12 protein-coding genes are annotated in these 13915 nt (G+C 68.2%); 5 read left to right on the top strand and 7 right to left on the bottom strand.

All coding sequences use genetic code 11. From position 1 onward, the window contains the following. Positions 1–104: 104 nt before the first annotated feature. On the bottom strand, positions 105–1802 hold the full coding sequence (gene leuA / locus RS901_RS21115) for a 2-isopropylmalate synthase (protein ID WP_316155452.1): 1698 nt from the start codon (positions 1800–1802) through the stop codon (positions 105–107). A gap of 635 nt (positions 1803–2437) precedes the next feature. Here leuA and RS901_RS21110 point away from each other — a divergent pair. After that, positions 2438–3754: a hypothetical protein gene (locus RS901_RS21110; RefSeq protein WP_316155451.1), complete on the top strand. Its 1317-nt coding sequence runs from the start codon at positions 2438–2440 to the stop codon at positions 3752–3754. 388 nt (positions 3755–4142) lie between these two features. Here the strand turns inward: RS901_RS21110 and RS901_RS21105 are convergent, their stop codons facing one another. From RS901_RS21105 to RS901_RS21085, 5 genes are all read right to left on the bottom strand, one after another. Beyond that, entirely contained in the window at positions 4143–4460 is a 318-nt protein-coding gene (locus RS901_RS21105; protein WP_316155450.1) for a DUF6587 family protein, read from the bottom strand. A gap of 14 nt (positions 4461–4474) precedes the next feature. Next, entirely contained in the window at positions 4475–6331 is a 1857-nt protein-coding gene (gene feoB, locus RS901_RS21100; protein ID WP_114135949.1) for a ferrous iron transport protein B, read from the bottom strand. Positions 6332–6346: 15 nt separating this feature from the next. Next, positions 6347–6661, bottom strand: a complete 315-nt coding sequence (locus tag RS901_RS21095) for a FeoA family protein (protein ID WP_035820831.1) — start codon at positions 6659–6661, stop codon at positions 6347–6349. Between the two features lie 334 nt (positions 6662–6995). Next, positions 6996–7448 (bottom strand): autotransporter outer membrane beta-barrel domain-containing protein, encoded by a 453-nt coding sequence (locus RS901_RS21090; protein WP_316155449.1) that lies wholly within the window; start codon positions 7446–7448, stop codon positions 6996–6998. 42 nt (positions 7449–7490) lie between these two features. Further along, positions 7491–8024 (bottom strand): hypothetical protein, encoded by a 534-nt coding sequence (locus tag RS901_RS21085; RefSeq protein WP_316155447.1) that lies wholly within the window; start codon positions 8022–8024, stop codon positions 7491–7493. A gap of 116 nt (positions 8025–8140) precedes the next feature. Here RS901_RS21085 and RS901_RS21080 point away from each other — a divergent pair, with 116 nt between their 5' ends. Then, on the top strand, positions 8141–8458 hold the full coding sequence (locus RS901_RS21080; RefSeq protein WP_316155445.1) for a hypothetical protein: 318 nt from the start codon (positions 8141–8143) through the stop codon (positions 8456–8458). Positions 8459–8862: 404 nt separating this feature from the next. Here the strand turns inward: RS901_RS21080 and RS901_RS21075 are convergent, their stop codons facing one another. After that, positions 8863–9783 carry a LysR substrate-binding domain-containing protein gene (locus tag RS901_RS21075; protein WP_316155443.1) on the bottom strand — a complete coding sequence of 307 codons (921 nt, stop codon included), beginning with the start codon at positions 9781–9783 and terminating at the stop codon, positions 8863–8865. 120 nt (positions 9784–9903) lie between these two features. On the opposite strand from RS901_RS21075, the gene RS901_RS21070 reads away from it, so the two are divergent. The 3 genes from RS901_RS21070 (at position 9904) to RS901_RS21060 (ending at position 13898) form a co-directional block, all read left to right on the top strand. Beyond that, positions 9904–11700, top strand: coding sequence for an acyl-CoA dehydrogenase family protein (locus RS901_RS21070; protein ID WP_316155440.1), 1797 nt, complete (start codon positions 9904–9906; stop codon positions 11698–11700). Between the two features lie 81 nt (positions 11701–11781). Next, the gene (locus RS901_RS21065) at positions 11782–12756 is read left to right on the top strand and encodes a tripartite tricarboxylate transporter substrate binding protein (RefSeq protein WP_316155437.1); all 975 of its coding nucleotides are present in this window, start codon (positions 11782–11784) and stop codon (positions 12754–12756) included. Positions 12757–12776: 20 nt separating this feature from the next. Continuing rightward, positions 12777–13898, top strand: coding sequence for a CoA transferase (locus RS901_RS21060; RefSeq protein ID WP_316155435.1), 1122 nt, complete (start codon positions 12777–12779; stop codon positions 13896–13898). Positions 13899–13915: the final 17 nt, after the last annotated feature.

Here is a 13915-nt window from a genome sequence, read left to right as displayed (position 1 = left end):
GTGCGGATCGGCACCGAGCATGTCGTGGGCGTCCGCAAGGGCGTCTTTCCGGGTGTGCCCCGTGGGGGCGGGGCACACCGGTTTTCTTGCGGCGGCTTGCGGTGTCAGGCCTCGGCGGCCTCTGCGGACTGCGGGGCCTGGGCCACGCCAAAGCCGGCCTGCAGGTGCCGGTTCACGCCCGAGATCACCGCGCGCAGCGAGGCCGTGACCAGGTTGGCGTCGATGCCGGCGCCGAACCCTGTCGGCGAATCGCCCACACGCACTTCCACATAGCAGGCCGCGCGCGCATCCGCGCCGGCGGTCATCGCATGCTCGTGGTAGTCCATCACGCGTACCGGCAAGTCCAGCGCATTGACGAAGGCGTCGATGGGCCCGTTGCCGGTGCCGCGCACGCTGCACGGCTTGCCGTCGCGCACCATCTGCACTTCGATCTCCGTGGCGCCGCCGCTGTCAGACACCAGCTGGTGCGATACATAGCGCAGCGGTGTTTCCTGCGCCAGGTACTCGCGCCGGAACAGCCCATAAAGATCCTCGGCGCTCGCCTCGAGCCCGGTGTCATCGGTCATGGCCTGCACCGCGCGGCTGAATTCGATCTGCAGGCGGCGCGGCATGTAAATGCCATGCACCTGCTCCAGCAGATAGGCCATGCCGCCCTTGCCGGACTGGCTGTTGACGCGGATCACCGCGTCATAGCTGCGGCCGAGGTCGGCCGGGTCGATCGGCAGGTAGGGCACTTCCCAGATGCCGTCCGGCTGCTGCTGCGCAAAGCCCTTGCGGATCGCATCCTGGTGCGAGCCCGAGAACGCGGTGAACACCAGGTCGCCCACATATGGATGGCGCGGATGCACCGGCAGCTGGTTGCAGTGCTCCACGCACTGGCGCACCGCGTCGATATCGGAGAAGTCCAGTCCGGGCGCCACGCCCTGCGTATAGAGGTTGAGCGCCAGCGTCACCAGGTCGACATTGCCGGTGCGCTCGCCGTTGCCGAACAGGCAGCCTTCGACGCGGTCCGCGCCCGCCATCAGCGCCAGTTCCGCGGCCGCCACCGCGGTGCCGCGGTCGTTGTGCGGGTGCACTGACAGCGCGATGTGTTCGCGCCGTGCCAGGCGGCGGTGCATCCATTCGATCTGGTCGGCGAACACATTGGGCGTGCTGCATTCGACCGTGGTCGGCAGGTTCAGGATCATCGGCCGGTCCGGCCCGGCTTGCCAGGCGGCAGAGACAGCATCGCTGACTTCCAGCGAGAAGTCGAGCTCGGCCAGGCTGAAAGTCTCGGGCGAATACTCATAGGTCCATGCCGTCCCAGGCATGGTATCGGTCAGCGCCTTGATCAGGCGCGTGCCCGAGACCGCGACTTCCTTGATCTCTTCACGCGAGGCATTGAAGACAATGCGCCGCCAGGCCGGTGCGATCGGGTTGTACAGATGCACCGTGGCCCGCGCTGCGCCGCGCACGGACTCGACGGTGCGGCGGATCAGGTCTTCGCGCGATTGCGTCAGCACCACGATGCTGACGTCGTCGGGGATGCGCTGCTCTTCGATCAGCATGCGCACGAAGTCGAAATCGGTCTGCGAGGCCGCGGGGAACGCCACTTCGATTTCCTTCAGGCCGATCTTCACCAGCTGCTCGAAGAAGCGCAGCTTGCGTGCCGGGTTCATCGGCTCGATCAGGGCCTGGTTGCCGTCGCGCAGGTCAGTGCTCATCCAGCGCGGTGCGCGCGTGATAGTGCGGCCGGGCCAGGCGCGGTCAGGGATGTCGACGGTGGCGGCGGGCTGGTACTTGGTGGCGGGATTGCCGAGCATACGGGGTCTCCTTCCTCGCTAAGGGAAGTGAAAAAAGAAAAACGGAAAAAGGGTGGCGAAAGGCTGCCGAACTGCCACGGGGCACTAGGCCCGGCAACCGATCGATAGGCTTAGCAGTAGCGAGGAAGCGCGCAGGGCGCGGCCCGATGCCAGGGCAGCCAGCACGCGAGCGCGGGCAGCGATGCGGGACGCATCGGCAGCCTGGCTGAGTGTGCTGGTGTAACGGTTCATCGTGCCTGGAGGAGGGGGGCCGAGGGCCGCTCGTGGTTGGTGCGCGTCCGGCAGGCGCCGGATGGCCTGCAAAGGTTAGTCGACAAGGCCGGGCCCGGTCAAGCGTGGGAGCGCGCCGGGTGGGGGCGTGGCCCGATCGGGGGACTGCCATGCGCGGGTTGCGCCAAACGGCTGGGCCGGCTTGCGGGCGAATCCGTGCCGGTCATATTTGCCTCGCCCGAATGGCGGTGCCGCTGCGCTGGAAGGATGAACCACGCGCATGTTCTGTGCGCCGCACCTCAGTCCTCTGGCCGGTATTGCGCTGGCACCTTTGTGCCTAGGCTGTTAGCGCGGGAAAAAAACACATGACTGGGGGGAACATCATGAGACTGAGAACGTGGGCATCCTGGCTGGCAGGCGCTGCCATGACCTTGCTGCTGGCAGCGTGTGGCGGTGGCGGCGGCGGTTCGAGCACGCCCACCACGCCAAACGCAGGCGGCTCCACGCCGCTGACCTATACGGTGAAGATGAGCGTGACCTCCGGCGAGGTCGGCGTCGGCCGCACGATCACAATCAGCGCGCTGGCGGTGGACAGCAACGGCCTCGACGTGTCCGGCAACACCACCTTCAACTGGACCAGCACCGACAGCGGCATTGCCACCGTGGAGCCGAGTGCCACCACGCCGGGCAGCGCCGTGGTCAAGGGCATTGCAACCGGGACGACCACCGTCCAGGTGGTGGCGAGCGTCAAGGGCGCCGACAACACCACGGTGCAGCTGCCCGCGCAATCCGCCACCATCACCGTGGTGCCGGCCTCGGCGCTGAGCTACAGCCTGTCGATCCCGAACAGCAGCCTGTCGATGAGCGACGGGCAGACGCTGCCGGTCAAGGTATCGCTGGTCGACAGCAACGGCGCCGATGTGTCCGCCAGCGTCAACAGCTGGGCATGGTCCAGCAGCGGCACCGCGGTCCAGGTCACGGCCAGCCAGAACAGCGCCACGCTGAAGGCGAGCAACAGCTCACCCACCGCCGTGGCCACGGCCAGTGTCTCGGTGTCGGTGACCGCGCCGGACGGGCATGCCATTGCCGGGGTGATCGCGGTGACGGTGCAGAAGAACGGTGCCGCCGCCTATCGCGTGGTGACGACCAAGGGCGGCCGCGAGGTGAATGCGCTGCAGGTCTTCAGCAACCGTCCGGAAACCTTCACCTCGCGTGTGCTGCGCCACGATGGCCAGGACGTGACCGCGGAGTTCGACGGCGCCTGGGCCTACACGGCGACCTCGGCCACGCTGTCCGCATCGGAAGCGGCGGGTACGCATGACGCCACGGTCAGCACCAGCCTGGCCAATGACAAGGGTCCGATCCAGAGCAGCCTGACAGTGACCGCAGTCAGCACCAGGCTGGGCGAGCGCCGCAGCGCCACGCTGACGGTGACCGAGAACCCGGTCTGGGCGCTGGTTGGCGATAACCAGGATCCGATGACGCTGCTGCTGATGCCGCCGATGACGGTCGAGGTGACCGCGCGCATGAAGCACCTGGGCGATGACGCGCAGTACACCGCGTGCAACAACTGGGCATGGGACAAGACCGGTCCGGTGACACTGAGCCCGAGCATGGTCATGCTGCCGAATCAGGTGCGCGTCACCGGCACCGCTGCTGGCGACTTCACCATTACCGCGACCTGCACTGCGGCCGCCGACAATACGCCGCTGAAGCTGGTCTTCTACGGTACGGTCAAGTAAGCAGCAGGCTCCCGCGCCTGGCAGAACGCCCTCCATCCGGAGGGCGTTCTGCTTTGGGGCATACAAGTGGCCGTCGGAAGGGAAGCCGTCAAAGCGTACCCGTTTCTGCGTGACCGGCGCCGGGCGTTCCAGGCGCTGCCGGGGCCTGCCGGCAAAGGCCTCCGGACAAGGCTGGGCCTGCCTTTGCGGGACGTCCCCGAGCTGCGTGCCAGGCCAGCCAGCGCGCAAAGCGTACCCGTTTCTGCGTGCCGCGGCGCAAGCCTTTCCAGGCGGGTTTTATCGCCGCCAGACGGTCAACAGGCGAGCGCAAAACGCTGCTTCCGCACCGGGCGGAAGCAGCGGGCGTACCCGTTTCTGCGTGGATCTGTTGAGGCGGAAAGCGCGCCGTTCAGCGCTTGCGCACGAAGCGAACCACCTGTTCGGCAGGCTTGTCCTGCGCGCCGGAAGTGGTGCTGGCGGTGTTGGATCCGCAGGTATTGCAGCCACCGTCGTCGCAGCCGCTGGCGCAGCCCGCGGCGGCCTGCGGGGCCAGCCAGCGCACCAGCCGGGCACGCCAGCCGGTGACGGCGCTGCCGCCCAGTCGCGCGGCCAGCGTCGCCTTGACGCGCTCGCGCGTGCGCGGCGCGTAGCGCGCCATCACCGATACCGCGCACGCCAGCACGATCAGCGGGACCAGCAGCGTTTCGATGGCGTGGTAGAGGGTCATGGCGTCGTGGTGCCTCAGCTGAACATCAGCGCGACGCGGTAGGTCACGAAGGCCGCCAGATAGGCCAGCCCGGTCAGGTAGGCCGCCGACAGCGCCATCACCTTCCACGAGTCGGTCTCGCGCCGGATCACTGCCAGTGTGGAGATGCACTGCGGTGCGAACACGTACCAGGCCAGCAGCGACAGCGCGGTGGCCAGCGACCATTGCGCGGAGATCATCGGCGCCAGCTGCGTGGCCACGGCCTCTTCGCTGCCCGACAGCGCATAGACGGTTGCCAGCGCGCCCACGGCCACCTCGCGCGCGGCCAGGCCCGGCACCAGCGCGATGCAGATCTGCCAGTTGAAGCCCACCGGTGCGAACACCTTCTGCAGCGCGTGGCCGATCATGCCGGCAAAGCTGTAGTCGATGGCCGGCGCGGTCGCGCCCACGGGCGCGGACGGGAAGGTCGACAGGAACCACAGCAGCACCGTCAGCGCCAGGATCACCTTGCCCACCCGCGACAGGAAGATGCGGGCACGCTCCCACAGGCCGATGGCCACGTCGCGCGGATTGGGGATGCGGTACGACGGCAGCTCCATCAGCAGCGGATGGTCGGTGCGGTCGCGGCGGAAGAACTTGAGCGCGTAGGCCACCACCAGCGCGCTGACGATGCCCGCCACGTACAGCGCGAACAGCACCAGCCCCTGCAGGTTGAACAGGCCCATCACGGTGCGCTCGGGGATGAAGGCGCCGATAAGCAGCGCATACACCGGCAACCGCGCCGAGCAGGTCATCAGCGGCGCCACCAGGATGGTGGTGAGCCGGTCGCGCGGGTCCTGGATGGTGCGCGTGGCCATGATGCCGGGGATGGCGCAGGCAAAGCTGGAAAGCAATGGGATGAACGAGCGCCCCGACAGCCCCGCGCCCATCATCAGGCGGTCCAGCAGGAAGGCCGCGCGCGGCAGGTAGCCGGATTCCTCAAGCGTCAGGATGAACAGAAACAGGATCAGGATCTGCGGCAGGAACACCACCACGCTGCCCAGGCCCGCGACCAGGCCGTCGACCAGCAGGCTCTTGAGCATGCCGTCGGGTAGGTACGCGCCCAGCATCTCGCCGGCCCAGTGCACGCCGCCCTCGATGCCGTCCATCAGCGGCTGGGCCCACGAGAACACCGCCTGGAACATCAGGAACAGCAGCACGGCCAGCAGCAGCAGGCCGATCACCGGATGCAGCACGATGCGGTCGAGGCGGTCATCCAGCGCGGCGGTGCGCGCCGGCATGCTGACCGCGGCCGCCAGCAGGCGGTTGACTTCGGCATGCACATCAATGTCGTTGGCGGGTTCCGGCGTGGCCGGGGGGGCCGGTGGCAGGGTGTCGTCGAGCAGGCTGACCAGCGCCGCGGCACCGTCGTGCTTCACCGCCACGGTGCTGACCACCGGTACGCCGAGCGCGGCCGACAGCTTGTCGCGGTCGATCTGGATGCCGCGCCGCGCGGCGGCGTCGCTCATATTGAGCACCACCACCATGGGCAGGCCCAGGCGGCGCAGTTCCAGCACGAAGCGCAGGTGCAGGCGCAGGTTGGTCGCATCGACCACCGACACCAGCAGGTCCGGGCGCTGCTCGCCGGCGCGCATGCCCAGGCAGACATCGCGCGTGATGGCTTCATCGAGGCTGGCCGCATGCAGGCTGTAGGCGCCCGGCAGATCCAGGATGCGCACCTGGCGCCCGGCCGGCGACACGAAGTAGCCTTCCTTGCGCTCGACGGTCACGCCCGCATAGTTGGCCACCTTCTGGCGGCTGCCGGTCAGGCGGTTGAACAGTGCGGTCTTGCCGCAATTGGGATTGCCGACCAGCGCAATGCGCAGGGCAGAAGTGGAAGGAGCTGCAGACATAATCCGGGGGAAGGCTCAGGCAGTCCGTTTTGCGGACGGTTTGGCGGTCTGGTCGCCGCCCTGCGTGGCGGGGGCGATGCTGGTGACCGAGGCGCTGGCGACCTCTACGCCGATGCGCGCCGCTTCCGAGCGGCGCAGCGCAAAGCGGGTGAAGCCTACCTGCGCCACCAGCGGGTCCATGCCGAAGGGGCCGTAGGCGATGATCTGCACGGCTTCACCGGGGACGAAGCCCAGTTCGCGCAGGCGGCGCGCGACCGGGTCTCCCGGGGTGGCGTCGTCCACCGATTGCACAACGGCGGGCGTACGCCGTGGAAGTTCAGACAACCGCATCATGCTTCCAGTCCGTGGCGCGGTCTGCCGCCAAGCGGTCAGCGCGACCACGCCGGGGTGTGTAAATGAAAATCGTTTTCATTGTATCGCAAATAAGGCATGACGTTGCCCCCCTCAAAGGGCGGGCACGCCGGCCAACTGCCGCGTCAGTGCGCCGCAGGAGGCAAATGATAACCGCTCGGGGTGGGGGTGAATGGGGGTGCGCGGGCGGGTAATGCTGCCCAGGTAACGTTTCTTGGCCTGCCGTCATTCCCGCACGAGCGGGGCCGACGGCGGCCCGACTGAACGGCTTTGTCGCACAGGGGGGGCGATGCCCGATCGCCCCCCTGTGCCGCTACCAGCTCCAGCGCGCGCCGCAATAGCCGGACAGGCTGTTGCGCGTGGCGGTATCGAGGTTGGTGGTGTAGGCGGCGGTCGCGTGCAGGCTGAGGCTGCGGTTCATGCGCGCGGCCACGCCCAGCCCCAGTTGCGCGGCGGTGCTGGCAACCGCGGTGCCGATTGCGTCGGTGCCGGCAAAGACGGTCTGGTCGGTGCCGCCGAAGCTCTTCAGCACATTGGCACGCAGGCAGGGCAGCCAGGTCACGCCGCTGCGCTGCAGTTGTGTCTCCACCCGCACCCCGACCCGGCCCAGCCAGCCGTTGGCGTTGCGGAACGCTACGCTGGAAATGCCGTCGTCCAGGTCATTGACCGACAGGTGTTGCCACACCAGCTGTGCCTGCGGCTCCGCCGTCACGCGGCCGAGCGGCATCGGCAGGCCGGCCTCCAGCAAGGCAGACAGCGCTGCCATGCGCGGTGGCGCCAACGCCGCGTGATGAACGCGGATCGATGGTCAGGCAAGCGTGGCGAAGGTGCCGCTGCCCGCCCAGGCCCAGTCGCTGCCTTCCATGATCAGCGTCGGGAAGTTCAGGAAAGCGTTGTCGGCCGAACCGCTGCCCTGCAGGACCAGCCGCGTCGCCGGGTTGCCGCCGCCGCTGGCCGAGCCGCGGATCACCGAGCCGGTCTGCAGGATCAAGGTGTTGGCGCCGGTGCCCATGTCCACTGCCTGGCCGACATCGCTCTGCAGCAGGCCGGCGTTGATCAGCGTGCTGGCGCCGTTGAGCGTGCGCACCGCAAAGCCCTGCCGGCTGATGATCTGCCCGCCGGGGAGGTTCTCGATGGTTGCCGTGAAGCCGGCGCTGGCCGTGTTGGAAAACACCCCGTTGGGCGACAGTGGGGGCACCGAGTTGCCCCCACGCGCCTCGATCACACCGCTGTTGATCAGGCGGTTGCTGTTGCCCTGCATGAAGACGCCGGGGCTGTTCTGGCCGGTGACCAGCACCGAGCCCTGGTTGACCACGGTACCGCTGCCGCCAAGGATCGACATGCCGCGGGCTGCAGGTGGTCGTGATTGACCCGGTATTGGTCAGCGTATTGCCTGACTGGCCCACGTTGGTCTGGCCCCACGCCGCGCGCATGCCATAGGAATTGGGCCCGGCGGTGATGATGGTGCCCTGGTTGGTCAGGCGGTTGTCGCTGCCGTTCGCCGCCATGCCGTCATTGAACGCGCCCGTGGTGGTGATGGTGCCCTGGCTGCCGTTGGTGATGGTGTTGCCGTTGCCCGTGCCAAGCAGCCCGGCGGCACGGTTGGTGCCCGTGCCGCCACCCCCGGTCAGGGTCAGCGTGCCGTTGTGCGTGATCTGGCTGCCGGTGTCGACGCTGATGGGGGGCCACGTCGATGGTTACGCCGGTGCTGCCAATCACCGCGTTCACGCGCGGCGCCAGCGTGCCGGAGCAGGTGACGGGCCAGCGTGGCGATAAACAGCGCGGGCGAAATGGCCAGCGCCAGCGAGCGCGGGCGACTCGGAGGGGCGTTTTTCTTGTTTTGCACAGCTAGCTCCATGGTCAGTGGCCGGCAGGGGGGCGGGCCTCTCAAGTCACTTCTGCGTTGCCGTGCGGATTAAATGCTAAAAGTGTTAAGCGCCACGCCGTCATACGAGCGTGTGGCAATGTGTGGACATTTGGCGACAATATTGGGCAAATGAGTGGAAGGCATGCGCATGCATTCAGCCCGATGCAGTTCGGCTTTGCGAAGCCGAATGCAACCAGCTTCATGCAGCGCCGATCAATTACTACATTTGCGTTATTGGATGCCGTAAGCGGGCAGGGTTAAGCTCCAAGCACGCTGAACACCCCGTTCCACGCGTACTTCACAAGCCATCGGTCTATGGACCGGTGGCTTTTTCTTTGTGGCTGCCCTGGGCGGCGGCTGTCATCTCCCGCACCATGCCCACAAAGTGATCGCGCGCCGGATGGTCCGGTGCCGTCTTCCACGCGCAGTAGACCTCCGAGCGCACCGCCGCATCGGCCAGCGGCCGGAACGCGGCCCCGGCCATGCCGGAGCGCGCCAGCGCCGCCGGCACCACCGCCACGCCCATCCCCTGCGATACCAGCGAGACCACCGACAGCCAGTGCCGGACCTCATGCCGGATCTGCGGGTAGAAGCCCTGCGCCGCGCACATGTCGAAGATCCGGCTGTAGTAGTCCGGCGAGGCCTTGCGCGAGAACAGCACGAACGGCTCGCCGCGCAACCCCGCCAGCGGCAACTCAGGGAGCGCGGCCAGCGCATGGTCGGCCGGCAGGCAGCAGACAAAGGGCTCGCTGTGCACCAGCGTTGCCTGCAGCGTGTCCGGCACGCGGCCGGTGTGGATAAAGGCCGCGTCGAGCTCGTCATGCAGCAGCGCGTCGATCTGCTCCTGTGAGTTGAGCTCGGTCAGCGCCACCTGGATGCCCGGATAGGCCGCCTGGAACGCGCGCAGTGTCTGCGGCAGCCCGCGATACAGCATCGAGCCGACAAAGCCCACCCGCAGCCGCCCGACCGCGCCTGCCTCGATTTCGCGTGCCAGCACCCGCGCCGCCTCGGCCTGCGCCAGCAGCGCCATGGCCGATTCGCGGAAGGCCCGCCCGGCCGCGGTCAGGCGCACGCCGCGGCTGTCGCGGTCGAACAGCCGCGCCCCGACCGAGGCCTCCAGCTGCTGGATATTGAGCGACAGCGGCGGCTGGGAAATGGCAAGCCGGCGCGCGGCCCGGCCGAAGTGCAGTTCCTCGGCCAGCACGAGGAAGTAACGCAGGTGGCGGAATTCCATGGCGATACAGAAATTATATGGATCAAGCCAATTTTAGAATTAGACGCGAATCCTTGGGGTTCCAATAATGGAGGCCAAAGGGGCCGCAAGCCGGCACCAGCCAATTCCAGGAGACCAGCCATGCCGTCCAGCGCCGTGCGCGACACCACACTTCAAGCCCACTCCACCGCACCGGCCGCTGCCCACCCGGTACCCGACCGCCAGGGCGGCAGCCTGTTTGCCGCCGACCCGGACCTGCGCGCGCTGCTGCCGCTCTACCTGCCGTCCGACCTGTTCAACCACCTGCTGCCGCACCTGGAGCGCATGGGTGTGCTGGCCGGCGGCGTGCTCGATGAACTGGCCGGCGCGGCCGACCGCCATCCCCCCGAACTCACCTACCGTACCCGCGCGGGCGTGGATGCGCAGCGCATCGACAAGCATCCGGCCTATGTGGAGATGGAGCGTGTGGCCTTTGCCGAATTCGGCCTGGCGGCGGCGTCGCACCGCGGCGGGGTGCTGGGCTGGGACAAGCCCATGCCGCCAGCGGCTAAGTACGCACTCACATATCTGTTTGTGCAGGCCGAGTTCGGCCTGTGCTGCCCGCTGTCGATGACTGATTCGCTGACGCGCACGCTGCGCAAGTTTGGCGACCCGGCGCTGGTCGAGCGCTTTCTGCCCAACCTGATCACCCAGGTCTTCGATGATCTCTACCAGGGCGCGATGTTCATGACCGAGCAGGGCGCCGGCTCCGACGTCGCCGCCACCGCCACCCGCGCGGTGCGCGACGCTTCGGCCGAGGGCGGCTGGCGCCTGCTGGGCGACAAGTGGTTCTGCTCCAACCCCGACGCCGCGCTGGCGATGGTGCTGGCCCGCGTGGAGGATGAGGCCGGCAACGCCGTGCCGGGCCACAAGGGCGTGTCGCTGTTCCTGCTGCCGCGCAAGTTGGCCGATGGCAGCGACAACCACTACCGCATCATCCGCCTGAAGGACAAGCTGGGCACGCGCTCGATGGCCAGCGGCGAGATCCGGCTGGAAGGCGCGCATGCCTGGCTGGTCGGCGAACCCGGCCGCGGCTTCGTGCAGATGGCTGACATGATCAACAACTCGCGCCTGTCCAACGGCGTGCGCGCCGCCGGCCTGATGCGCCGCGCGCTGACCGAGGGCCTGTTCATCGCGCGCGAGCGCCAGGCCTTCGGCAAGCGCCTGCAAGACATGCCGCTGATGCGCCGCCAGCTGCTCAAGCTGACCCTGCCCACCGAGCAGGCCCGCACCATGGTGTTCCAGACCGCCGAAGCACTGCGCCGCGCCGATGCTGGCGAGGCCGACGCCTACCCGCTGATGCGCATCCTGACGCCGCTGATCAAGTTCCGCGCCTGCCGCGACGCGCGCAAGGTCACCGGCGACGCCATGGAGATCCGCGGCGGCTGCGGCTATATCGAGGAATGGAGCGATCCGCGCCTGGTGCGCGATGCCCATCTCGGCTCGATCTGGGAAGGCACCAGCAATATCGTTGCGCTCGACGTGCTGCGCGCGGTTCGCCGTGAAGGCGCGCTGCCGGTGCTGCAGGCGCACCTGGCCGGCCTGCTGGCCGATACGCCGATGCATGCGGCGGCGCGCGCCGTGTTCGAAGGCGCCATCGCCGCGGCGGCGAAGCTGGCCGCGCAGGCCGCCGAGGCCGGCGCCGACGGCGAGCTGCTGGCGCGCCAGGCGGCCTCGGCGCTGTACCACGTCACCAGCGCGGTGGCGATGGCCTGGGAGGCCGGGCGCATCGGCTCGGTGCGCCGCATGCGGCTGGCGCAGTTGGTGCTGCGCCATCGCGTGCTGCCGCAGGACCCGCTGGCCGCGCGGGCCGAGCCCGAGTGGCTGGCCGAGACCGTCGCACCGGCTGACGGCACGGTGCGCGCCGCCGGCGCGGTCGACCAGGTCAACGTGTTCTGACCGGATCCACGTCCGGCACCAATCCCCCGCAACACCATCCCGCCATCAGCGGGAGACGTCCCATACCCAGGAGACAACGCCATGAAACTCTGGCACCGCGTAGCGGCCATCGCCGCCTGCTCGCTCTGTATCGCCCCCGCCTTCGCGCAGAAGGACTTTCCGTCCAAGCCGATCATGATGGTCGTCACCTACCCGCCGGGCGGCCCCACCGACGCCATGGCGCGCACGCTTGCCGCCGCGCTCAAGACCAGCCTGGGCCAGCCGGTGGTGGTGGAAAACCGCGCCGGCGCTGGCGGCAATATCGGCGCCGAGGTGGTGGCGCGCGCCGAGCCCGACGGCTACACGCTGATGTTCGGCACCTCGGCGCCGCTGGCGATCAACGTGAGCCTGTACCGCAAGATCAACTACGACCCGGTCAAGAGCTTCGCGCCGGTGATCCAGATCGGCCAGCTGCCCAATGTGCTGGTGGTCAACCCGACCGTGCCGGCGAAGAACGTCACGGAGCTGATCGCCTATGGCAAGGCGCACCCGGGCAAGCTGACCTATGCCTCGTCCGGCAACGGCGCGTCGTCGCACCTGGCCGGGGTGCTGTTCAACAACGTCACCGGCACCGATTTCCAGCACATCCCGTACAAGGGCACCGGCCCCGCGCTGAACGACCTGCTGGGCGGTCAGGTCAGCATGACCTTCACCGACGTGCTCACCGCGATGCCCTTCATCAAGAGCGGCAAGGTGCGCGCGCTGGGCGTCACCACCAAGGCGCGCTCGCAGGCGCTGCCGGAGGTGCCGACCGTGGCCGAGCAGGGCGTTCCCGGGTTTGACGTATCGGTGTTCTTCGGCGTGGTCGCACCCGCCGGCACGCCGCCCGAAGTGATCGGCAAGCTCAACCGCGCCTTTGCCGATGCCCTCAAGCAGCCCGAGGTGCGCAAGACCCTGCAGGCGCAGGGCCTGGAGTTCGCGCCGTCGACCACGCCCGAGCAACTTGGCGGCTTCGTCAAGGCTGAGGTCGGCAAGTGGCGCGCCGTGGTGCAGAAGTCCGGCGCCCAGCTTGACTGAACCGCACAGGAAAACCAGCCATGACCCAAACCAGCCCCGGCGCGCTCGCCGGCATCCGCGTGGTCGACCTGTCGCGCATCCTGGGCGGCCCGTACTGCGGCCAGATCCTGGGCGACCACGGCGCCGACGTGCTCAAGATCGAACCGCCGCAAGGCGACGACACCCGCACCTGGGGGCCGCCGTTCAAGGACGGCGTGGCCTCTTACTACTTCGGCCTGAACCGCAACAAGCGCGTGATGCGGCTGGACCTGACCGCCGACGCGGATCGTGAGGTCCTGCTTGCGTTGCTGGCCGAGGCCGACGTGCTGGTCGAGAACTTCAAGACCGGCACCATGGAGAAGTGGGGGCTGGGCTACGACACGCTGTCCGCGCGCTTCCCGCGGCTGGTCCATTGCCGCGTATCCGGCTTCGGCGCCGATGGCCCGCTGGGCGGCCTGCCCGGCTACGACGCCGCCATCCAGGCCATGTCCGGCATCATGAGCATCAACGGCGAGGCCGATGGCGATCCGCTGCGCGTGGGTTTGCCGGTGGTGGACATGGTGACCGGCCTGAATGCCGTGATCGGCGTGCTGCTGGCACTGCAGGAGCGCGCGCGCAGCGGGCGCGGCCAGTTCGTCGAGGCCGCGCTCTATGACTCCGGCCTGTCGCTGCTGCATCCACATGCGGCCAACTGGTTCATGAGCGGCAAGACGCCGCAGCGCACCGGCAACGCGCATCCGAACATCTACCCATACGACACCGTCGCCACTGCCACCGACCCGATCTTCCTCGCGGTGGGCAATGACCGGCAGTTCCGCATCCTGTGCGAGCACCTGCAACTACCTGCGCTGGCCGATGACGAGCGTTATGCTACGGCCGGCGCGCGCTCGGTGAATCGCGTGGCGCTGAAGGCAGAGCTGGAAGCCAGCCTGCGCGAATTCGACGGCAAGGTGCTGGCCGACGAACTGGTGGCCGCTGGCGTGCCGTGCGCGCCAGTGCTGTCCGTGGCCGATGCCTTGCAGCATCCGCATACACAGCACCGCGAAATGGTGGTGGAGATGGAAGGCGGTTACAAGGGGCTGGGCGCGCCGGTCAAGCTGAGCCGGACGCCGGCCACCTACAGGCATGCACCGCTCACCGAAGGGAACGAGTTCCTGGACTAGACACGGCGTTGCGTCGT

Origin of the sequence: Cupriavidus sp. BIC8F, from assembly GCF_032465815.1 — a bacterium.
GTDB lineage: Bacteria > Pseudomonadota > Gammaproteobacteria > Burkholderiales > Burkholderiaceae > Cupriavidus > Cupriavidus necator.
Note: the sequence above shows the minus strand (reverse complement) of the source record. Positions and strands in the feature narration are given on the sequence as shown.

Coding starts and splice junctions, on each gene's coding strand:
- leuA (WP_316155452.1), bottom strand. CDS start 1,802: ATGCTCGGCAATCCCGCCACCAAGTACCAGCCCGCCGCCACCGTCGAC.
- RS901_RS21110 (WP_316155451.1), top strand. CDS start 2,438: ATGACCTTGCTGCTGGCAGCGTGTGGCGGTGGCGGCGGCGGTTCGAGC.
- RS901_RS21105 (WP_316155450.1), bottom strand. CDS start 4,460: ATGACCCTCTACCACGCCATCGAAACGCTGCTGGTCCCGCTGATCGTG.
- feoB (WP_114135949.1), bottom strand. CDS start 6,331: ATGTCTGCAGCTCCTTCCACTTCTGCCCTGCGCATTGCGCTGGTCGGC.
- RS901_RS21095 (WP_035820831.1), bottom strand. CDS start 6,661: ATGCGGTTGTCTGAACTTCCACGGCGTACGCCCGCCGTTGTGCAATCG.
- RS901_RS21090 (WP_316155449.1), bottom strand. CDS start 7,448: ATGGCAGCGCTGTCTGCCTTGCTGGAGGCCGGCCTGCCGATGCCGCTC.
- RS901_RS21085 (WP_316155447.1), bottom strand. CDS start 8,024: ATGTCGATCCTTGGCGGCAGCGGTACCGTGGTCAACCAGGGCTCGGTG.
- RS901_RS21080 (WP_316155445.1), top strand. CDS start 8,141: ATGATGGTGCCCTGGTTGGTCAGGCGGTTGTCGCTGCCGTTCGCCGCC.
- RS901_RS21075 (WP_316155443.1), bottom strand. CDS start 9,783: ATGGAATTCCGCCACCTGCGTTACTTCCTCGTGCTGGCCGAGGAACTG.
- RS901_RS21070 (WP_316155440.1), top strand. CDS start 9,904: ATGCCGTCCAGCGCCGTGCGCGACACCACACTTCAAGCCCACTCCACC.
- RS901_RS21065 (WP_316155437.1), top strand. CDS start 11,782: ATGAAACTCTGGCACCGCGTAGCGGCCATCGCCGCCTGCTCGCTCTGT.
- RS901_RS21060 (WP_316155435.1), top strand. CDS start 12,777: ATGACCCAAACCAGCCCCGGCGCGCTCGCCGGCATCCGCGTGGTCGAC.